Here is a 19,334-nt window from a genome sequence, read left to right on the forward strand (position 1 = left end):
TGCCGGCTTGTTTTAATTAGGCAGGCAAAAATTTTACCATATCTACCATGTTTAAATTTCTGTTTGTTTTTTTCCTGGCGGGATTGAATGCTATACCCGCTACCAATAATGATCCCGACGCCATATGCGGCAAATGGACATCCGCCGAAAAAACCATCACCATACAAATTTATCGCGACGGTAATACCTACAAAGGCAAAATGCTATGGTTTAAAAACAAGGACCAAAGCAAAGCCATGGATGAGTGGACCGACAAGCACAACCCCAGCCCTGCCCTGCGAAACCGCAAGCTAATTGGTATGGATGTACTATACGGCCTGCAATACGATGCAAAAAACAACACCTGGGAAAAAGGCAAAATATACGTAGCCGAAACTGGCAAAGAATGGAACGCCGCCGCCACCCTCAAAAACAAGGACCAATTGCTACTTAACGGCTACTGGAAAGTGAAGTTTATCGGGAAGGAAATGGTGCTTAATAGAGTGAACTAGTCATTAGTCATAATTTGAAACGAAAAAAGCGGCCCAAATTGGGCCGCTTTTCTTTTTTTAAAGCTTTGCTTATGCTTTGCTAAACTCGCCGTTAGCCAAAATTTGTACTTCGTCGCCTAATACAGGTGAAGTAAATTTAGGGCCGAAGGTAAAGTCAGAACGTTTGATCTCGCCGGTTACTTTAAAACCTGCAACTTCTTTACCACCCTGGCCTTTAATGGTGCCACGGTACCAAACATCTAAGGTAACCGGTTTAGTAACGCCATGCAGGGTTAGGTTGCCGGTAACTTTGTATTTGTTAGCGCCTGCTTTAGTAACCGCAGTGCTGGTAAAGTTCATGGTTTCGTATTTAGTAGCGTCAAAAAAGTCGGGGCTTTTAAGGTGGCCGTCGCGTTTTTCGTTTTCGGTGTTGATAGATGCGGTTTTGGCAACCAGGGTAAATTTAGCGTCGCTAAAATCGGGTTTGCTGCTAACGATGGTCGCGTCGAAATCTTTAAATACGCCTTCAACTTCTGATACCGCCATGTGGGTAATGGTAAATTTTAAGTTTGAGTGCGCCTTATCGTTTTTCCAGGTGCTTTGGGCAAAAGTAGTAGCGGTGGCTAATAATGCTACGGCTAAAGTGATGATTGTTTTTTTCATGTCGTGTGTATTTTGTGATGCAAATGTAAACAGATTTTTATATAAATGTTTAAACATTTATTATATGACTTTTGGATGGCTTTGCTGTTTTAACGCCGGCAATATGCCAATAATTGTATATTTACCAAAATGCATTTACATACTATGAAATCAAAACGCCCTGTAGACTCGTTAACCATTATGAACGAACTGGTATTACCCAATGATACCAACACGCTTAACAACCTGATGGGCGGGCGCCTGCTGCACTGGATGGACATAGCCGCAGCCATATCGGCACAAAAACATTGTAACCGCATTGTGGTAACGGCTTCGGTTGATAATGTATCCTTTAAGCATTCCATCAAACTGGGCGATGTGGTAACCATTGAAGCTAAAGTTACCCGGGCTTTTAATACTTCGGTTGAGGTTAGGTTGGATGTGTATGCGCAAAACATACCATCGGCCACTTTAGTAAAAAGCAACGAAGCCTATTACACTTTTGTCGCACTTGATGCCGACGGTAATAAAGTTACCGTACCCGAACTCATCCCCGATACCGATTACGAAACCGAGCTTTATAACGGTGCCCTGCGCCGCCGACAGTTACGTTTGATATTGGGTGGTAAAATGAAGGCTGATGAAGCGACGGAGTTGAAGGCGCTGTTTTTTAACGCTGAGCAATAAGCGATGAAACAGGTTTTTAGCACCATTATTTTAATTTGCCTGATGGTTATCGGTAAACAAAATAATGTAGCTGCTCAAAACAAACCAACATTTTCTATCCCGTTTAAATTAGTTGATAACCGCCCGTTTATCAATATCGATATCAAGGGTAAAAAATTTCATTTTATGCTGGATTGCGGGGCCATTAACCTGCTTGATCTGCAAACGGCCAGGACACTAAACCTCAAGTTATTTGATGCAGGGCTGCAAGGCGGCGCCGGCGCTAACCAGGTTAAAAGCTGGACCTGTAATCTGGGCACCGCACGTATTGGCGCTGCTGCTATGATCAACCAGCGTTTTAGTGTTATTGACGTATCCGAAATAAAAAACAAACTGAAACTCCCCTACCTCGACGGCGTAATTGGCTACAACTTTATGCGTAATTACGTGGTGCAGTTTGATTATAAGGCTGCTAAAATAAACTTTTTTGATACCTACAAAGCTGTAGGTGCAATTCCTTTCGTTTTACAATATGGCCACATCCCCGCCATAAAAGCAGCTATTGATGGTAAGGAAGCTTTTTTAATTATGGATACCGGCGACCGCACGGCATTAACCGTTTTTAACCACTATGCCGATAAACAGCACATTAAAACCCGTTACACTTTATCTGATACTACCATAACCGGCTATGGCATTGGCGGCCCTGTATATGCCCGCACTTTTGTTTTAAACAAACTTACTATGGGGCAAGCATCTTTAAGCGCCGTACCGTCCCGCGTGCCGATGGCGAAAACGGGCGGCTTTAGTCAGACTGATATTGATGGTAGTATTGGCGGCGGTGTGTTAAAAAATTACAAGTTTACCATAGATTACAGCAAAAGCATGTTGTATTTGGAGTAATAAACGTAATTGATCAACTAACAAATACCACCAACCTAACTCCCCAACTCCAATATCCTGTCAAACTCCTCGCGTTTAATACTCATTACCGATAAACGGCCCTGGCGTATTAAACCTATATCTTTTAAAAATTCGTCTTTTTTTATCTGCTCAAGCGTTACAGGTTTATTGAGCGATTGTACGGGCGAAAGCTCAACCACCAGCCAGTTCGGGTCGGTAGTGGTGGGGTCCTGGTAGTGTTCTTTTACAACTTTGGCAATGCCTACAATTTCCTTCCCTTCGTTACTGTGGTAAAACAGCACCAGATCGCCTTCCTTCATTTCGCGCAGGTTGTTGCGGGCCTGGTAGTTGCGCACGCCATCCCAAAAGGTACGGCCATCCTGGTTAAATTTTTCCCAGCTGTATTTAAAAGGTTCTGATTTTACGAGCCAATGTTGCATGTTGATTGTAGAATTTTATAGCGGTAAAGGTGTAAAAAAGTGGTGAGATTGTAAAGGCGAAAATTGCTGTGGGCGATGCAATCGCCAGTGCCATGTTAAGCACTCGTTGCAAACGAGCGCAAGAAAAAAAAGAAAAAAATTATAACAGGGTGTAATGTTTTCCAAATCGGGCCACTAACTGTTGAAAGTACAATGTTAAACTGATAATGCATTTCGTATCTTATCTTGAACAAATTATGACAAGAGGCAAAAACAAACAAAGTGAGTAAAGATTTTTACCGGATATCAATTTTACCTTTTTCGGCAATCATCATCAAGATCTGCAGGGCCTACACCAATTCGCAGGAAGATTTTGAGGATTATTACCAGGAGGTGTGCCTGCAAATCTGGAGAAGTAAAGATAGTTTCCGCGAGCAATGTCAATGGTCAACCTGGGTTTACCGAGTATCGCTGAACGTATGCCTTACGCTGCTTAAAAAGCAGAAAAACAAGGGACAAGCCTATTTTACTTCGGATGTTTTGCCTGATGTAATAACAACCGAAAACAGGGCTTTTGCAAACGAAGGGCTAAACCAGTTATATGTTGCTATCAAGCACTTATCAGAGGTTGACAGGGCGGTTATCCTGTTGTACCTGGAAGAAAAATCATACCAGGAAATTGCCGAGATACTGGGCACCAATGCCAACAACATTGGTGTGCGCGTAAACAGAATTAAAGAACGTTTAAAAAAAATACTCGATGACAAAATCAATTGAAATGATATGGAAAGAGGGCTTCCTGGATGAGAAGAACATGATCGCCCCTCAAATTAATGATCTGTACAACCAAAAATCTATCCACCTGGTCGAAAAACTGAAAAGCATGTACCGGATGAATATCATTATGCTTGTGGCAATGGCCGTACTTTTCCCTATCTGGTATTATTACCTGGATTTTATTTGGGAAGGAATAGCCACATCTGCCCTGCTTTTGCTAACCATAGGGTACAGCTTATTGCAGAAACAAAAAATTAAAACGCTGGACCAAGGCGCAAACAGCCTTGACTATCTGCAATCGTTCAACAGCTTACTTACCGATGCCCTGGTGAGAGGCGAAAAAGTACTACGTTTTTCCTATCCGCTCTATTTTTTGATAGCTGTGAGTACGGTATGGGCATCATGGAATAAAACCCCGCTGGCAGCTAAAGTACCTCAAAGGTTTCCCGAGTTAATGTATATCGGCAATATGCCATTATTCGTACTCATTATCATAGGCGTGGCCACCCTGGTAATATCCTACTTTTCGGGCAGGATATACAGGTGGGATGTGCGGTTATTTTATGGAAGGGTACTACAAAAACTGGAAGAAACTATTGCCGAAATGGAAAAGTTAGCTTCTAAACATTAAAAACAAAACGACATGAACATCATTGAACTAAGAGAAAGACAAAATATCTCTGACAACATTAAACTCAGCAAAAGCTACATTCAACTTGGAGAATTGCTAGGTGAATTAAGAAAAAAGCAATTATCGCTACGCATCATCGAATCTATTAATCAGGATATCGTAGAGTTGAATTCTACGACACTCACAGGTAATGATTTAAGGAGATTAGTAAAACAGAAGCAAACCAAAATGCTAAAATTGGTTGAAAAGGCACATAAAATAATACCCGAAAATTATTACCGTAACCTTGGATTAGCTTTAGGTATATCTTTTGGATCGGGCATTGGAGTTGCTTTTGGAATAAGTGTAGGCAATATGGGATTAATAGGAATAGGCATCGCTTTTGGTTTGATCATGGGGATAGCACTAGGTTCGGCGATGGATAAAAAAGCTTTAGATGAAGGGCGGCAATTAAATATCGAAATTAAATAAAAGGCATCATCATACCACAAAAACCACTATATATCAAAATCAATTAAAAATCTCAAAACATGAAAAAGAACAACAAAACCGTACTTACCTATTACATCATAGCAAGTGCATTGATCTGGGGCTTTACAATTATTGGTTGCGCTTTAACACTTAAAGACAGATTTAGCGAGATATTTTTACTGCTAACCGGCGCGGCGACCGCTCACTTACTGTTTATTTGGGGCACATTACCTGCACAACTGAAAAAACAGCGCGCAGAAGAAGAAGCGGAAACAGGAATATAAAGACAACAACACTAAACTTAAGTATCATGGAAATTCAATGTACCAATACCAAACTATTTGAACTTATTGATGGTTCAGCAAAATTAGGGCAGATAAGCTATGAAGGTTTACTGTCATACAAAGCCAATGCTACTGTGGGTAATGATCAATACGTAATTACCCCGACCGGCTTTTTTAGCACCGCGATGTCCGTCACTAAGAACGACGTTGAAGTTGCTACAATGCAAATGAACTGGAAAGGCCATATCGTAATCTCCTATCAAAATGGGCAGGAATATATATTAAAAGCAACCGGCACTTTCCTGAATAAGTACGTTGTGGAGGATAACGAAGGACAAAAAATAATGCTATTAGATCCTGATTTTAACTGGTCGAAATTCAACTATAACTATAGCATCGCTTACGATGTTAAGCCGCAGGATATATTATTGGTTCTGCTGGCTACTTATTCGGCTAATTATTATGTTTCGGCAATGGCGGGGGCGATGTAAGGCTAAACTGAATTGCTTTTTTTACCAACTCTTAGCTGTCGCACCAAAAAGAATAAAAACAACATAAACGAAGCTAGTGTAAACAACGCAAAAGCCCAATCCTCGACCATATGCGGCCTAAAGCGGATATGCCCATGCGTACCAACTACCCAAACACTAACCGCAAAAAGCCAAACAAACAAAAACGCCAGGGAGATGATGATATTTTTCATGGCCGGTTATCAAATACTATAGTTGCTATCTACCGATTGATTGATCTTATCCGTTAACAAAACAACCAGTTCTTCATCCATAAACTCATATTCGTCGGCAATAAACAGCACCTCAATTTTGGGTAGTTGCATAAAGCTGTACAGTTCTTTGATCTTGGCGCGATGGTCTGTTTCCATTACCAGCACCAGGTCGGCCCAGTTCAGGTCGTTCTCAGATATCTTCCTGTCGCTTTTAGGGCTAAGGCCGGCCGAGCGGATGTTAAAGCGGTTATCGTTTTTAAAAATATGTTCGGCGGTGCGGCTGCGGCGCTTGTTTTTACCGCAAATTACTAACAGGTTGGGTCTGGTCATTAGGTGTAAAGATAGCTAATGTGGCCTATTTAACCGCATACCTCATCACCTGCCTACCCAACTCCCCTTCCGCGTTCATACCTTCAACCACAACACGGTAAGTTCCCGGGCCATCGGCATTAAAATAGTTAATGGTAGTACGGCCGTCTATACCCGTTACAATTTTGGGGCTCCAATAAACTGTCGACCGTACATCGGGCATCGTTTGCGATGTTTCATTCAATTCATACCGTGGCGAATAAAACTCTCGCGCTTTATTAAAACCCTTGGGCGTTAAATTGGCAATGCTTGGGTTATACTTTTGGCGCACATAATCGCGCTTGGTAAATATCATCAACGATACGCCGGCCACACGTGTTGGGCCCATGGGCTTTCTTATCACATCTACCTTATAAACCGACTCGGGGTCTATACCCCCATTCTCCAGCACGCTGGCGGCTTCCTCAAACCTCAGGGGCCTGCCATCCAATATAATGTCCATAGCTGTAAGATGGCCATCAACATAACAGTGCGGATACAGATTAACAGTTGTCATCTCCACAGTACGCTCTTTAAACACAATGCCGTTTAAGCCTTTAACCAGGCAAAGTGTTAGCATGGCACAGTTACTTTCCGTGATGTAATAAGTTTGGTCGGCATAGCCCTCGGGTATCCTAATCAGGCCCTGGTTATTGTAAGGCAGCACTTTAGGTTTGTTGGCATTAATGGTTACCTGGCGCAGGCGGTGCACCTTATCCAGCATATTCAGCTTTTCAAATATCGAATCCTGCTTACGCATATTATCCATATAGGCTTTAAGCGTGGCGGCTATATCAGTGTTTACATCGGCCATGTTCAGGTTGGGTGTCATAACTTGTTGGGGTACGCTATCCAACACCAGCTTAACGTTATCCTTATTTTTAACAGATCGCGCCTGTACCGCAAATTTTATACTATCGGTAATAAACAGGCCGTCAAACTTAAAGCGCCCATCGGCATCGGTAGTGGTTAGTTTATGTACACGAGCCTTTACCGATAATAGCATAATGGCGGCATTGGGGGCTGGCTTATCGCCCAGCGTAGTTGCTATGCCCGAAATAGTGTTAACCAAACTCTCGGGCTTAAAATCCGGCTTCGCCAAAGCATTTAAACCCTGCCAGGTAAAGCGGCGGTAGCCCTGCGTAAGCATCAGGTTATCTAAAGCATTGCTTACTTCTTCGCTTTGCGTAGCGAAATAGTAGTTGGGCTTTTCTACATAGCCTTTCAGGTCCGATGTGAGCAGAAGGTTTGAAAATATGGTACTCTCGGCATCTTCGTTAACGGGCACCTTGGTTTCATCAACCACCGCTATCGAAAAATAGCCCGCCGTAACTTCGCGTTTACTGTCAAAACTTGTCAAATCTAGCGTAACGGGTTGCTTGCTGCTGTAAACGTCCTTATCAGTTTTAAGGCTCAATTGCAAATGATCGTTATTGCTGATAAACGCCACACGCTCGGCCTGCGGCTGGTTGTTGGTTGCGTTAAACAGGGTAAACTGTGCTATACCTGTCGGGAATGATTTTTTAGGCAGGCGCAGCAACGCGGTACCGTTATTAAGCCTTAGTGCGCGTGCTGTTATCACCTCGCCGCCGGTTTGCGCTATCATATTAACCTGCGCGGGCATTACGCTGGTGCCGTTAACGCGTACCAATATAGTATCAGCATGCTGACTAACGTTTAACACATAGCCCTCCATCAAAGCTTTGGGCAGGGTTATGGTTTTGGTTATCCTGTCGGGAAAGGTAATAGTAGCGGTGTAGGTACGGCCTACCTCGGGTTTTAAACTAAAGCTACCCATACCCGCATGCAGGGTTTGCAGGGTGGCTACCTGTTTGCCGGCATCGTCTGTAATCTTACCCTTAATAGCTAAACCCAGGCCATTAACCCCAACGGCTTTAAAACCCACTTGCGATTGCAGGCCTGCAACCAGGTTTCCCCCTTCGGGGAAAAATTGAATATCGCTTTGCAGCAGGTCGGCCTTAACCGGGAAATCGCGCCTCACGGTTTGGTTGGCGTTATTGCTCAGGCTGGTTTTAATGTAGGCGCCGCTTAAATTGGTATTATCGTCGGTAGGTATTTTTAGGTCGATATTGCCTTTGCCATCGGTTTTGCCGGTGCCGCGCCATACGGTTTTACGGTTGATAACAATTTCATAAGTAACATTTTTTCCGCGCAGCGGAGCGCCATTATCTGTGGCGTAGGTAAGCGTGGCAGTTAATTCAGGCTTATCATTAGTTATTTTATGCTGATACGCGGCACGGCTGATGATGTTGTTGCTCACCGGATCGCCTACGGTAAAGGTGCGGTCGAAATAGTAAGCGGCACCGGCATTGCGCATCCATTGGGTGTAAGCCCGCACGCGGTAATTGCCCTGTCGCAGGTCATCCTCCAACGGAAAATCACCCATTACCATACCATTGGTTACGGGCAGTTTGAGGTTTTTGATTACCGAATCGCGCTCGTTGATCAGGTCGACATACAAAGCACCGCTAATGGGCGAAAATTTATGCCTGCTGCCGGATGTTAAATACCCCTTAAACCAAATGGTATCGCCTGCCGAGTAATAAGGCTTATCCATATGCACATAAACCTTCTCCTGCGGATGGGTATCAACCCACTGCTGCAAAGATGCCAAAAGCTTAGCTAAGGGATCATCAACCCCCGGCTTAAAAGCCGACGCGAGCAGCGCTACAACTACAAGGCAGGGTATAATAACTTTGCGAAGGTTTTGCATAGGTTAGGCAACAGGTTTATACTAACGGCCAATTGGGTGCGAGCCGTTGCTGCATAAATTTATAAAATTAGTTTGAAAGTAATGGTACGGATTGTTTCAAATTGAATAACCATAATGCCAATAAAACTAAAATACTGTAACGTTTATGCCTGCTTTTACATCTAACACCAAACAACATAAACTAACGCCATGCGCTATTTTCTTTGCATCATCCTCCCGCCTGCCGCCGTACTTACCACCGGTCGCATAGGTGCTTTTATACTCAGCATTATACTAACCCTGTTTTTCTGGATCCCCGGCGTTATCCACGCCATACTGGTAACTAACGACTATTACTCGGCCAAACGCCATCGCCAATTAGTACGCGAGGTGAAAAGAGGTCGTGCTTTTTAGGTGTAGCGGTAAAAAATCAACTATTTGATAATGAGAGCTGTAGCCTGCTACACCAGGTGTAGCGGTGTAGCGTGCTACGCATACGGCGCTACACTGCGCCGCTTTAGTGCAGTATTTTAAACATGAGTTCTTTCATAAGCCCGCCGTGGTCGGTGTTACTTTCCACGCCCTTGCTTTTGAGGTCGTATTCGCGCAGGTAACTGATGATCTGCATGGTTTTGCCGTAAGGGTAACTGCGCGCGGCGGCCTCATAATCCTTCACAAAAAACGGACTAACGCCCAGCTCTTTCGCCAAATTTTGCTGTGATTTATCGCGCACATAATGGTAAACCAAAACCTTGGTGAAAAAGTTATTCAGGTTGCCCAAAACCAACACAATGGGGTTGTTTTTAGGATTAGCCTCAAAGTAGTTAATGATCTGGTTTACTTTATAAGCATCCCTTTTACCCAGGGCAGCCTGCAGCTCAAAAACGTTATATTCCTTGCTGATGCCAATGTTGTCATGAATATGCTTAAGGGTTATCTCCTCCCCTTGCTGAACGTTAAGCATCAGCTTATCCAGTTCGTTGGCAATTTTGGATAAATCGTTACCCAGATATTCGGCCAGCATTAAGGTAGCCTGCTGATTTACGCGGTAGCCTTTATCACTAATATAACCTTCTACCCAGGCCGGTATCTTACTATCATATAGCGAAGCTGACTCGAATATCAGCCCGCTTTTTTCAATGGCCTTGTAGGTTTTCTTGCGCTTGTCAAACTTGCCGTACTTGTAACAAAAAACCAGTATAGTGCTGGGCAGCGGGTTTTCCAGGTAGCTCAATAATGGGTTGATGGTTTTCTTGTCGTCGCTGTCGCTTCCCCATTTCATTTCCTGGGCCTCTTTTACCAGTACCACCTGGTAGTCGGCCATCATGGGGTAGCGTTTGGCAGCGTTGAGCACGGTCATTACATCGGTATCCTTGCCGTACAAAACGGTTTGGTTAAAACCGCGCTCGGCTTCGGATAGTAAATGATGCTCGACATAGTTACTCACCACATCAATAAAATAAGGCTCGTCGCCGTGTAGCAGGTATATGGGTTTGTACTTGCGGGCTTTAAGGTCCTTGATGATGTCGGTAGCTGTCATTGAAATTCAAAAGTAAAAATTCAAAAGGCAAAAAGGTAGCGTGTTGGTAAGTAAAGTTTTTATTAACCTTTAAAGGCATTTATTAATTTTTACTTTTGAATTTTGACTTAACAAAATGGATCAGCTGGTTCCGCTAAATCTTCCGCCACACCCCTTCAAAATAACCGATCAAAACGGCCAGCTTAGCCTGTTTGATGAGATCCGGAAGCGAAATATTATCATCACCCCCGAGGAGTGGGTGCGCCAACATTTTGTGCAGTACCTCATCAAGCATAAAAAGTATCCCAAAAGCCTGTTGAAACTGGAAGGCGGCCATAAGCTGAACGGCATGCCCAAGCGATCTGACATTATCGCCTTCAACTCATCCGGCCAAAAAATTTTACTGGTGGAATGTAAGGCACCCGGAGTAAACATCGATCAAAAGGTATTTGACCAGGTGGCCCGCTATAACATCGTACACAAAATTGGCTTATTGGCTGTTACCAATGGCCTGCAGCACTATTACTGCCGCATCAATTTCGAGCAAAATAACTATACGTTTATTGAGGAATTACCGGATTACCTGAACATTTAAACATCCTGCAGTGCCGGTACCAGCGCGTGGATCTTCTCAAACAACTCATCAGGTTTAAATGGTTTGGAAACATAGTCGTTCATACCCGATTCGTAAACCCGTTCCTTAATATCAAACAGGGCCGACGCGGTTAGCGCGATGATAGGGATAGATGCCTTCTTAGGATCAGGCATTTTACGGATCTCGACAGCCGCGTCAAAGCCGTTCATTACGGGCATTTGCAGGTCCATCAGGATGATATCGAAGTTACCGTACTGCACAAACTCCACCGCACGTTCGCCGTTTTCGGCTATGAATGGGGTGATGTTCCATTTAGATAGCAGCTTTTTCATTAGCATAACGTTAACAGGGTTATCCTCGGCAATTAAAACGCGTAAGGCACTAAAGCTTTCGGCGGTTTGTTCGATGGACTCTGCAGGTTTTTTAGTTGTTTCGGGCAATACTTCGGTTGATACCGGGAATTCCATATTAAAGGAGAATTCAGAACCCTGACCAACGGTACTTTTAACTCTAATTTTAAGCCCCTGCAACTCCAGCAAGCGTTTAACAATAGCTAAACCCAAGCCGGTACCGCCGTATTGACGGGTAGTGCTGATTGATTCCTGGATAAATGGTTCGAAGATGATATCCATCCGCTCTTTAGGGATACCAATACCGGTGTCTTTAACTGAGAAATTAACAGTGATAAAGTTATGCCGGTCTTCGATACATGAAGCCTTAACCGATATATTCCCTTCCGAAGTAAATTTAATAGCGTTGCTAACCAGGTTAAACACGATCTGGGCAATGCGCGTAGGGTCGCCATAAACCACTTTACGGGCAAGTGCCGTATCAACGTCAAGCTTAAAGTTAAGGCCCTTTTCCTGTGCGGTAAGTATCTGGCCGCCGCAAATGCTTTGCATCAGGTCAACCAGGTTAAGCTTGATGTTTTCGAACACCAATTTGCCCGACTCGATCTTGTTAAAATCCAAAACGTCATTAACAATTGATAGCAGGTTACCTGCCGAAAATTTCAATATCTCCAGGTTCTCTTTCTGATCAGGTCTTGGACCACCCATGATCAGCAAATTACTCATACCTATCACCGCATTTAACGGCGTACGTATCTCGTGCGACATGGTAGACAAAAACTCCGATTTAGCCTCAGACGACTTCTCGGCTTTATCTATCGCTTTTTTAAACTCATCGGTAAGGCTTACCTTTTCGTTGGTTGTGGTGCGTAGCTGCTTGATGGTTTTTACAAAAGCGGTTTGGAAATGGCTCTGTATGTAAACGATCAATATAAAGCAGGAAACTAAACTGATAACCAGGGTTGATTGATCAACCTTTTCAGGCTTCAGATCAATTAAATAACTGTTGTTTGATAGTAGAATAAGTAAAGCAACTGCCGCGATAATGTTAATAGCAGAATAGATCAATCCCGTGCGCTGACCTAACATAGATATACTGAACAACAAGATCAACATCATTACCGACATGGTAACGATATCAATATTTTGTATCACCACGTAAATATTAAATATGTTGGCCAGGGTGGCAACTACCAATATAATATGCGATATGATCTTAAGATCAGGACGATAGGTAAGAAACTTAAACAACAGCGCCGAGGTGGCCACCATAACCCCACAAATAACTCCCAGCAAAGTATGCCCCTGGTACAAAACCTCTAAAAGCAATACCAGCGAAGTACAAAACGCCAACGCCAAGCCATAATATAGCATGCGCACCCGCGCATTGAATAGCGAGAACTGTTCCCCGCTAAGGATACTATTTATAGAGAAGTTGAGGAAGTCGGGTTTATTACTCATGCTCAGTTATTTAGCTTTCGCTATAAATATGATTTCTAAAAGTAGTAATTATTAAATACAGACTACTAATTTTAGTCATAGATATGCAACTGATATACATGCAATTAGTTTGCCAATGCTGCCAAACCCTCTTCTATGATCTTTAATTTTGCTTCTGCGTCGGCCTTTTTCCTGGTTTCAACTTCAATAATTTCTGGTTTCGCGTTAGCCATAAAACGCTCATTACCTAATTTGGCATTAACCGATTTTAAAAATCCGTTCAGGTAATCCTGCTCTTTTTGCAAACGCTCGCGCTCGGCAACCGGGTCGATATTTTCGGTCATCGGCACGTAAAACTCGTCTGTTGATACTAAAAACGCGGTTGCGCCGGCAATCTTATCGTATACCAGATTTAGCTCGCTCAGGTTGGCCAGCTTGCTCAAAATGTTTTGGTAAGCCAAATAATCAACGCCCGAATTTGCTTTAACCGAAAGTGCTAAAGTTTCTTTAGGCGACATTTGTTTATTTTGGCGAATACTCCTTATTTGTGTAATAACTTGTTTAACATTTTCTACATCGGCCAATAAACGGGAATTAAATTCCCCGTTTGATGGCAATTGGGCAACAATACAGCAATCGCCCTCGGCACGTTGGCCAAACAATTCATCATGCCATAGCTCCTCGGTAATAAACGGCATAAACGGATGCAATATCCTTAAAATATTTTCGAAAAAGGCGATCGTCTTTCTGTAGGTAACGCCATCTATCGGGTGCTGAAAAGGCTGGCCATCGGCCGGGTGCTCAAACGCGGGTTTGATCATCTCCAAATACCAGGCGCAGAAATCATCCCATACCAGCTTATAAGTAGCCATTAAAGCTTCTGATAAACGGTACTGCGCGAAATTATCTTCTATCTCCACCAGGCCTTCGTTAAAGCGGCTTTCAAACCAATCCATAGCGGTGTGGTTAGGGCAGGAAATACTGTCGTCAACTTTCCAACCCTTAACTAATAAGAAAGCGTTCCATATTTTGTTGTAGAAGTTACGGCCCTGCAGACAGTAGCTTTCGTCAAACATCAGATCGTTCCCGGCAGGCGAACTCATCAGCATACCTACGCGTACGCCATCGGCTCCGTACTGACCTATAAGATCCAATGGATCAGGCGAATTACCTAGTTGTTTTGACATTTTACGGCCCAGCTTATCGCGAACGATACCCGTTAGGTAAACATTTTTAAACGGCACTTGTCCCCTAAACTCATGCCCGGCCATGATCATACGCGCTACCCAGAAGAACAGGATCTCGGGCGCGGTAACCAAATCGTTGGTTGGGTAATAGTAGTTAATGTCGGCATTATCCGGGTCCTTAAATCCGTCAAATACAGATATAGGCCACAACCATGAGGAGAACCAGGTATCTACTACGTCCTCGTCCTGTGTTAAGTCTTGAGTTGTGAGTTGTGAGTTGTGAGTGAGTTGCTTTGCAAGTTCAAGCGCTTCTTCTTTAGTCTTGGCAATTACGTGCTGGCCGTTTGGCAGATAGTAAGCAGGTATTTGCTGCCCCCACCAAAGCTGGCGACTAATGCACCAATCCTTCACGTTCTCCATCCAGTGGCGGTAGGTGTTGATGAATTTTTCGGGGATCAGTTTTATCTCGCCGTTCAATACATAATCAAGCGCCGGTTTGGCCATCTCTTCCATCTTGCAAAACCATTGCATAGATAGTTTAGGCTCGATAACGGCGTTGGTACGCTCGCTAAAACCAACTTGTGATTTGTACTCTTCTACTTTTTCCAGCGCACCGGCTTCTTCCAACATCGTGGCAATTTTTTTCCGCGCCGCGAAACGATCTTCGCCTACTAAAATCTGCGCTTTTTCATTCAGCGAGCCGTCGTCATTCAAAATATCAATAACGGGCAGGTTGTGCTTCTGGCCCAGCTCATAGTCATTCAAGTCATGCGCAGGTGTTACTTTCAAACAGCCGGTACCAAAATCCATTTCTACGTACTCGTCCAGGATGATCGGTATCTCGCGGTTTATAAGCGGGATGTATACTTTTTTGCCATGCAGGCCGGTGTAACGCTCATCATTAGGGTTAATGCATATCGCGGCATCGGCCATGATGGTTTCGGGCCTTGTTGTCGCAATCGTCAGATCGCCTTCGCCACCAGCAACTTTATATTTAATGTAGAAAAGCTTTTGGTTAACTTCCTTACGGATAACTTCCTCGTCAGATACTGCCGTTTTCCCCTGTGGATCCCAGTTTACCATGCGGATACCACGGTAGATCAAACCTTTGTTATAAAGGTGAATGAAGGTATCAATTACCGCTTCACTCAGATTATCATCCATCGTAAACTTAGTACGATCCCAATCGCACGAAGCGCCTAGTTTTTTTAATTGCTCCAGGATAATGCCGCCGTATTTTTCCTTCCACTCCCAGGCATAAGCCAAAAACTCGGGGCGGGTAAGGTCTTTTTTGCTGATGCCGCGCTCTTTCAACATGGCAACAACTTTAGCTTCGGTGGCTATACTGGCGTGATCGGTACCCGGTACCCAGCAGGCGTTTTTGCCTTTCATACGGGCACGGCGGATCAAAACATCCTGTATAGTATTGTTTAACATATGGCCCATGTGCAGCACGCCGGTTACGTTTGGCGGCGGGATGACAATGGTATAAGGCTCGCGTTCATCCGGCACCGAACGGAAAAATCCGTTGTTCATCCAGTAGCTATACCATTTTTCTTCGGCTTCTTTAGGCAAATATGTTTTTATAGTACTCATAAGATTGCAAAAATAGCGTTTTCGCTGCAAAATTTTGCAGTATACTGCACACACTGCGATTTTTTGCGCTATGTAAATAACATGCAATATTTATTACGCCGATATAATTATTAAATACCTAAATACGTTACATTTGCCTATCCAATAACTGATATTATTATTCAATGAAACTTAAATTCACTCATCTGATGATGGCGGGTGCCTTGTGCATTACTACCTCTGCCATGGCTACTGAAGATCCGAAACCGGGTAAAAAATTTATCGACCCGGCTAATATGGACAAAACGGTTAATCCCGGCGACGATTTCTTTTTATACTCAAGCGGTGGCTGGTTAAAACGTAACACCATACCGGCTAAGCAAAGCGCTTTCGGTTCGTTCCATATTTTAATACAGGATAATACCGACAAATTGCTGGCTTTGTTAAAAGAAGTTAGCAACGCTAAAGGCCAGGTAAAAGGCAGCCTTAAACAACGCGTTGGCGACCTGTATGCCAGCGGTATGGATAGCATTACTATTGATAAACGTGGCTATGACCCAATCAAACCATCATTGGCGCGTGTTGATAAAATTGCCGACAAAGCCGGCGTGTTAACTGAACTTACCTACCAGCGTATGCATGGCGAAGGTGGGGGCTTGTTCAGCTTCGGCGTTGGCCGCGATTCTAAAAATCCATCAAAATATATGGTAAGCTTTGGTCAGGGTGGTACTACTTTGCCTGATCGTGATTACTATTTGAAGGACGACGCGACATCTAAAAAGATCCGCGACGCGTATACCAAATACATTGTAGCCTTATTTACATTGACCGGGACCGATGCAAATACTGCCGCCACTAATGCCAAAACTATTATTGCCATTGAAACAGAGCTTGCCAAAGCACAAATGACCCGCGTTGAAATGCGCGACCCCAACAAAACTTACAACAAACTGGTAACTACCGAATTAAACAAAACTACGCCTAACCTAAACTGGTCAAACATTATGACCATGTTAAAAGTTACGCCGCAGGATACAGTATTAACCACATCGCCATCGTTTTTAAAAACTGCCGATGCTTTGTTTGCAAGTACCCCTGTTGACCAGTGGAAAGTTTATTTAAAATGGAACATCCTGAAAAGCAGAACAGGCTCGTTAAGCGCGTCGTTTGTTGATGCCCGTTTTGCGTTTAACAGCGTATTAACCGGCCAAAAAGTACAGGCACCACGTACCGAGCGTATGAGCAACCTGGTTGACGGCAGCCTTGGCGAATTGCTGGGCCAGCTTTATGTTGAGAAATACTTTACCCCCGCCGCTAAAGCGCGCATGCTGCAACTGGTAAACAACCTTAAAGTTACTTTGGGCGAACGTATTAAAAACCTGGAGTGGATGAGCGCCGAAACCAAAACTAAAGCGCTGCGTAAACTGAGCGCCTTCACCGTTAAAATTGGTTATACCGACAAATGGGAAACCTACAAAGGCCTGGTTATTAACCGCGATGATTACAGCGGCAACCTGCAACGTATAGCCGAATGGGGTTATAATGATAACATTAGCAACCTGGGCAAACCCGTTGATAAAACTAAATGGGGCATGACGCCACCAACAGTTAACGCTTACTATAATGCGCAAAACAACGAGATCGTTTTCCCGGCAGGTATACTGCAGTTCCCATTTTTCTCGCAAAGTGCTGATGATGCCTTTAATTATGGCGCTATTGGCGCGGTTATCGGTCACGAGATGACCCACGGCTTTGACGATAAAGGCCGTTTGTTTGATGCCGACGGTACCCTGCGCGACTGGTGGACCAAAGAGGATAACGAGAAATTTACCGTACGTGCCGAACGTGTTGCCAAACAATACGACGCGCTTACCGTGTTAGATACTTTACATGTTAACGGTCACCTTACCTTAGGCGAAAACCTTGCCGACCTGGGTGGTATTAACGTAGCTTACCAGGCCTTCAAAAAAACGCCGCAAGGTAAATCAAACGTTAAAATTGACGGCTTCACGCCCGATCAGCGTTTCTTCCTGGCTTATGCGCAGGTATGGCGGGGCATGCAACGCCCTGAATACGCAGCGCAGCTGATCAAAACCGATCCGCATTCGCCGGGCGAGCACCGCGTTAACGCGCCGCTTACCAACATTGATGCCTGGTACAAAGCATTTGATGTGAAGCCGGGCGATAAGCTTTATGTAAAACCGGAAGACAGAATCAGAGTCTGGTAAAAACCTCACCCCAACCCCTCTCCATTTGGAGAGGGGCTTTTTTACTTTGAGCCCTATGATTATTCATCAATTTTATGATAAGGGATTGGCGCATGCATCGTACGCGGTGGTAAGGGATGGCAAAATGTTGGTTATTGACCCCAGCCGCGACCCACAGCCGTACTATGATTTTGCCGCCCTCCATAATGCCGATATTACTGCCGTTGTTGAAACGCACCCCCATGCCGACTTTGTAAGTTCGCACATGGAGATACACCAAACTACCGATGCTACCATTTACACCAGCAAGCTGGTTGGTGCAGCCTACCCGCACCAAACGTTTGATGATGGCGATGTTTTGCCATTGGCCGATGTGCAGTTAAGAGCCATTAATACCCCTGGCCACTCGCCCGATAGTATTTGTGTTTTGCTGCGCGATGAGCATGGTCATGATAAGGCCCTGTTTACCGGCGATACGCTGTTTGTAGGCGATGTTGGCAGACCCGATCTGCGAGAGAGCGTGGGAAACATTACCGCTAAAAAAGAAGAACTGGCCAGGCAGATGTATCGCAGCACACGCGAGAAGCTGATGACGCTGCCGCACAACATCACCGTTTATCCGGCGCACGGCCCCGGTTCGCTTTGCGGAAAGACTACGAGTACCGATCTGTGTAGTACGATCGGTCGTGAGGTGGAGCAGAACTACGCCTTGCAACCTATGAGTGAAGATGAGTTTGTGAAGCTTTTACTGGCGGATCAGCCGTTTGTGCCGCATTATTTTGGTTATGATGTGGACATGAACAAGCAAGGCGCGCCCGCTTATAAAAAAAGTGTGGACGCGGTTTTGGTATCGACCACTGCTGAAGGTTTAGCAGCCGGTATACCTGTTATTGATATTCGCCCTAAAGCCGATTTTGATAGCGGCCATACCAGTGGTGCCATCAATTTACAGGACGGCGAGAAGTTTGAAACCTGGCTGGGCTCCATCGTAAAACCTACCGAGCGGTTTTATTTAATTGGCAATGACGAAGAAGCTTTGGCTGTCGCGATTAAAAAAGCTGCCAAAATTGGTTATGAGCAAAATATTAAAGCGGCGCTGATAGCCACCACGGCCAAACCCAATACCGCAGCCCAACTGGATGTGGATGCCTTTAAAGCATCGCCGCAAAACTATACTATTGTAGATGTACGCAACTGGGGCGAGATCAATAACGGGCAGATATTTGAAAACGCGCTGAGCATCCCCCTACCCGAGCTGCGTGATCGCGTTAGCGAAATACCTACTGATAAACCCATTGTGGTACATTGCGCGGCAGGCTACCGCTCGGCAGCGGCAAGCAGTATTGTTGCGGCCCAAATTACCAACGTACCGGTTTACGACCTGAGCGAAACCATAACCGAACTGAAATAGCC

20 protein-coding genes are annotated in these 19,334 nt (G+C 44.4%); 12 read left to right on the forward strand and 8 right to left on the reverse strand.

Annotated features, from left to right (window positions below):
* Positions 1–47 precede the first annotated feature (47 nt).
* Positions 48–491, forward strand: a complete 444-nt coding sequence (locus AC59JT_RS11525; RefSeq protein WP_497398899.1) for a DUF2147 domain-containing protein — start codon at positions 48–50, stop codon at positions 489–491.
* A gap of 69 nt (positions 492–560) precedes the next feature.
* Here AC59JT_RS11525 and AC59JT_RS11530 read toward each other — a convergent pair whose 3' ends face one another.
* Entirely contained in the window at positions 561–1,133 is a 573-nt protein-coding gene (locus AC59JT_RS11530) for a YceI family protein (RefSeq protein ID WP_497398901.1), read from the reverse strand.
* A 144-nt stretch (positions 1,134–1,277) separates the two neighbouring features.
* Here AC59JT_RS11530 and AC59JT_RS11535 point away from each other — a divergent pair, with 144 nt between their 5' ends.
* Positions 1,278–1,799, forward strand: coding sequence for an acyl-CoA thioesterase (locus AC59JT_RS11535; protein ID WP_497398903.1), 522 nt, complete (start codon positions 1,278–1,280; stop codon positions 1,797–1,799).
* Positions 1,800–1,802: 3 nt separating this feature from the next.
* On the forward strand, positions 1,803–2,681 hold the full coding sequence (locus AC59JT_RS11540) for a pepsin/retropepsin-like aspartic protease family protein (protein WP_497398905.1): 879 nt from the start codon (positions 1,803–1,805) through the stop codon (positions 2,679–2,681).
* A gap of 35 nt (positions 2,682–2,716) precedes the next feature.
* Here AC59JT_RS11540 and AC59JT_RS11545 read toward each other — a convergent pair whose 3' ends face one another.
* The gene (locus AC59JT_RS11545; RefSeq protein WP_497398907.1) at positions 2,717–3,121 is read right to left on the reverse strand and encodes an EVE domain-containing protein; all 405 of its coding nucleotides are present in this window, start codon (positions 3,119–3,121) and stop codon (positions 2,717–2,719) included.
* Between the two features lie 261 nt (positions 3,122–3,382).
* On the opposite strand from AC59JT_RS11545, the gene AC59JT_RS11550 reads away from it, so the two are divergent.
* Genes AC59JT_RS11550 through AC59JT_RS11570 form a run of 5 tightly spaced genes read left to right on the forward strand, consistent with a single transcriptional unit; the run spans position 3,383 to position 5,754 of the window.
* Positions 3,383–3,877, forward strand: coding sequence for an RNA polymerase sigma factor (locus AC59JT_RS11550; RefSeq protein ID WP_497398909.1), 495 nt, complete (start codon positions 3,383–3,385; stop codon positions 3,875–3,877).
* Complete coding sequence (locus tag AC59JT_RS11555) at positions 3,861–4,508, forward strand: hypothetical protein (RefSeq protein WP_497398911.1); 648 nt, start codon at positions 3,861–3,863, stop codon at positions 4,506–4,508. Before AC59JT_RS11550 ends, AC59JT_RS11555 begins: the two co-directional genes overlap by 17 nt.
* Before the next feature lie 12 nt (positions 4,509–4,520).
* Positions 4,521–4,979 carry a hypothetical protein gene (locus tag AC59JT_RS11560; RefSeq protein WP_497398913.1) on the forward strand — a complete coding sequence of 153 codons (459 nt, stop codon included), beginning with the start codon at positions 4,521–4,523 and terminating at the stop codon, positions 4,977–4,979.
* A gap of 59 nt (positions 4,980–5,038) precedes the next feature.
* Positions 5,039–5,263, forward strand: a complete 225-nt coding sequence (locus AC59JT_RS11565) for a hypothetical protein (RefSeq protein ID WP_497398915.1) — start codon at positions 5,039–5,041, stop codon at positions 5,261–5,263.
* 26 nt (positions 5,264–5,289) lie between these two features.
* The gene (locus tag AC59JT_RS11570) at positions 5,290–5,754 is read left to right on the forward strand and encodes a hypothetical protein (RefSeq protein WP_497398917.1); all 465 of its coding nucleotides are present in this window, start codon (positions 5,290–5,292) and stop codon (positions 5,752–5,754) included.
* Positions 5,755–5,756: 2 nt separating this feature from the next.
* On the opposite strand, the gene AC59JT_RS11575 is transcribed toward AC59JT_RS11570, so the two are convergent.
* Genes AC59JT_RS11575 through AC59JT_RS11585 form a run of 3 tightly spaced genes read right to left on the reverse strand, consistent with a single transcriptional unit; the run spans position 5,757 to position 9,069 of the window.
* Positions 5,757–5,966: a hypothetical protein gene (locus AC59JT_RS11575; protein WP_497398919.1), complete on the reverse strand. Its 210-nt coding sequence runs from the start codon at positions 5,964–5,966 to the stop codon at positions 5,757–5,759.
* 9 nt (positions 5,967–5,975) lie between these two features.
* Entirely contained in the window at positions 5,976–6,317 is a 342-nt protein-coding gene (locus tag AC59JT_RS11580; RefSeq protein WP_497398921.1) for a protein tyrosine phosphatase, read from the reverse strand.
* Between the two features lie 25 nt (positions 6,318–6,342).
* Positions 6,343–9,069: a carboxypeptidase-like regulatory domain-containing protein gene (locus AC59JT_RS11585; RefSeq protein ID WP_497398923.1), complete on the reverse strand. Its 2,727-nt coding sequence runs from the start codon at positions 9,067–9,069 to the stop codon at positions 6,343–6,345.
* Positions 9,070–9,258: 189 nt separating this feature from the next.
* On the opposite strand from AC59JT_RS11585, the gene AC59JT_RS11590 reads away from it, so the two are divergent.
* Positions 9,259–9,462, forward strand: a complete 204-nt coding sequence (locus tag AC59JT_RS11590; protein WP_497398925.1) for a YqaE/Pmp3 family membrane protein — start codon at positions 9,259–9,261, stop codon at positions 9,460–9,462.
* 103 nt (positions 9,463–9,565) lie between these two features.
* Here the strand turns inward: AC59JT_RS11590 and holA are convergent, their stop codons facing one another.
* Positions 9,566–10,588 (reverse strand): DNA polymerase III subunit delta, encoded by a 1,023-nt coding sequence (gene holA / locus AC59JT_RS11595; RefSeq protein WP_497398926.1) that lies wholly within the window; start codon positions 10,586–10,588, stop codon positions 9,566–9,568.
* A 115-nt stretch (positions 10,589–10,703) separates the two neighbouring features.
* Here holA and AC59JT_RS11600 point away from each other — a divergent pair, with 115 nt between their 5' ends.
* The gene (locus AC59JT_RS11600) at positions 10,704–11,162 is read left to right on the forward strand and encodes a type I restriction enzyme HsdR N-terminal domain-containing protein (RefSeq protein ID WP_497398928.1); all 459 of its coding nucleotides are present in this window, start codon (positions 10,704–10,706) and stop codon (positions 11,160–11,162) included.
* On the opposite strand, the gene AC59JT_RS11605 is transcribed toward AC59JT_RS11600, so the two are convergent.
* Complete coding sequence (locus AC59JT_RS11605; protein WP_497398930.1) at positions 11,159–12,973, reverse strand: ATP-binding protein; 1,815 nt, start codon at positions 12,971–12,973, stop codon at positions 11,159–11,161. The genes AC59JT_RS11600 and AC59JT_RS11605 overlap by 4 nt on opposite strands.
* A gap of 104 nt (positions 12,974–13,077) precedes the next feature.
* Complete coding sequence (locus tag AC59JT_RS11610; protein ID WP_497398932.1) at positions 13,078–15,735, reverse strand: valine--tRNA ligase; 2,658 nt, start codon at positions 15,733–15,735, stop codon at positions 13,078–13,080.
* 164 nt (positions 15,736–15,899) lie between these two features.
* Between AC59JT_RS11610 and AC59JT_RS11615 the strand changes: the two genes are divergently transcribed.
* Together AC59JT_RS11615 and AC59JT_RS11620 are read left to right on the forward strand one after the other, a co-directional pair.
* Entirely contained in the window at positions 15,900–17,942 is a 2,043-nt protein-coding gene (locus AC59JT_RS11615; protein ID WP_497398934.1) for a M13 family metallopeptidase, read from the forward strand.
* A gap of 55 nt (positions 17,943–17,997) precedes the next feature.
* Positions 17,998–19,332 carry a rhodanese-like domain-containing protein gene (locus AC59JT_RS11620; RefSeq protein WP_497398936.1) on the forward strand — a complete coding sequence of 445 codons (1,335 nt, stop codon included), beginning with the start codon at positions 17,998–18,000 and terminating at the stop codon, positions 19,330–19,332.
* Positions 19,333–19,334 lie beyond the last annotated feature (2 nt).

It is taken from the genome of Mucilaginibacter sp. A3364, from assembly GCF_059690715.1.

Excerpts from the sequence above, each read along its gene's own strand:
- AC59JT_RS11525 (WP_497398899.1), top strand. The coding sequence starts at position 48 with ATGTTTAAATTTCTGTTTGTTTTTTTCCTGGCGGGATTGAATGCTATA.
- AC59JT_RS11530 (WP_497398901.1), bottom strand. The coding sequence starts at position 1,133 with ATGAAAAAAACAATCATCACTTTAGCCGTAGCATTATTAGCCACCGCT.
- AC59JT_RS11535 (WP_497398903.1), top strand. The coding sequence starts at position 1,278 with ATGAAATCAAAACGCCCTGTAGACTCGTTAACCATTATGAACGAACTG.
- AC59JT_RS11540 (WP_497398905.1), top strand. The coding sequence starts at position 1,803 with ATGAAACAGGTTTTTAGCACCATTATTTTAATTTGCCTGATGGTTATC.
- AC59JT_RS11545 (WP_497398907.1), bottom strand. The coding sequence starts at position 3,121 with ATGCAACATTGGCTCGTAAAATCAGAACCTTTTAAATACAGCTGGGAA.
- AC59JT_RS11555 (WP_497398911.1), top strand. The coding sequence starts at position 3,861 with ATGACAAAATCAATTGAAATGATATGGAAAGAGGGCTTCCTGGATGAG.
- AC59JT_RS11560 (WP_497398913.1), top strand. The coding sequence starts at position 4,521 with ATGAACATCATTGAACTAAGAGAAAGACAAAATATCTCTGACAACATT.
- AC59JT_RS11565 (WP_497398915.1), top strand. The coding sequence starts at position 5,039 with ATGAAAAAGAACAACAAAACCGTACTTACCTATTACATCATAGCAAGT.
- AC59JT_RS11570 (WP_497398917.1), top strand. The coding sequence starts at position 5,290 with ATGGAAATTCAATGTACCAATACCAAACTATTTGAACTTATTGATGGT.
- AC59JT_RS11575 (WP_497398919.1), bottom strand. The coding sequence starts at position 5,966 with ATGAAAAATATCATCATCTCCCTGGCGTTTTTGTTTGTTTGGCTTTTT.
- AC59JT_RS11580 (WP_497398921.1), bottom strand. The coding sequence starts at position 6,317 with ATGACCAGACCCAACCTGTTAGTAATTTGCGGTAAAAACAAGCGCCGC.
- AC59JT_RS11585 (WP_497398923.1), bottom strand. The coding sequence starts at position 9,069 with ATGCAAAACCTTCGCAAAGTTATTATACCCTGCCTTGTAGTTGTAGCG.
- AC59JT_RS11590 (WP_497398925.1), top strand. The coding sequence starts at position 9,259 with ATGCGCTATTTTCTTTGCATCATCCTCCCGCCTGCCGCCGTACTTACC.
- holA (WP_497398926.1), bottom strand. The coding sequence starts at position 10,588 with ATGACAGCTACCGACATCATCAAGGACCTTAAAGCCCGCAAGTACAAA.
- AC59JT_RS11600 (WP_497398928.1), top strand. The coding sequence starts at position 10,704 with ATGGATCAGCTGGTTCCGCTAAATCTTCCGCCACACCCCTTCAAAATA.
- AC59JT_RS11605 (WP_497398930.1), bottom strand. The coding sequence starts at position 12,973 with ATGAGTAATAAACCCGACTTCCTCAACTTCTCTATAAATAGTATCCTT.
- AC59JT_RS11610 (WP_497398932.1), bottom strand. The coding sequence starts at position 15,735 with ATGAGTACTATAAAAACATATTTGCCTAAAGAAGCCGAAGAAAAATGG.
- AC59JT_RS11615 (WP_497398934.1), top strand. The coding sequence starts at position 15,900 with ATGAAACTTAAATTCACTCATCTGATGATGGCGGGTGCCTTGTGCATT.
- AC59JT_RS11620 (WP_497398936.1), top strand. The coding sequence starts at position 17,998 with ATGATTATTCATCAATTTTATGATAAGGGATTGGCGCATGCATCGTAC.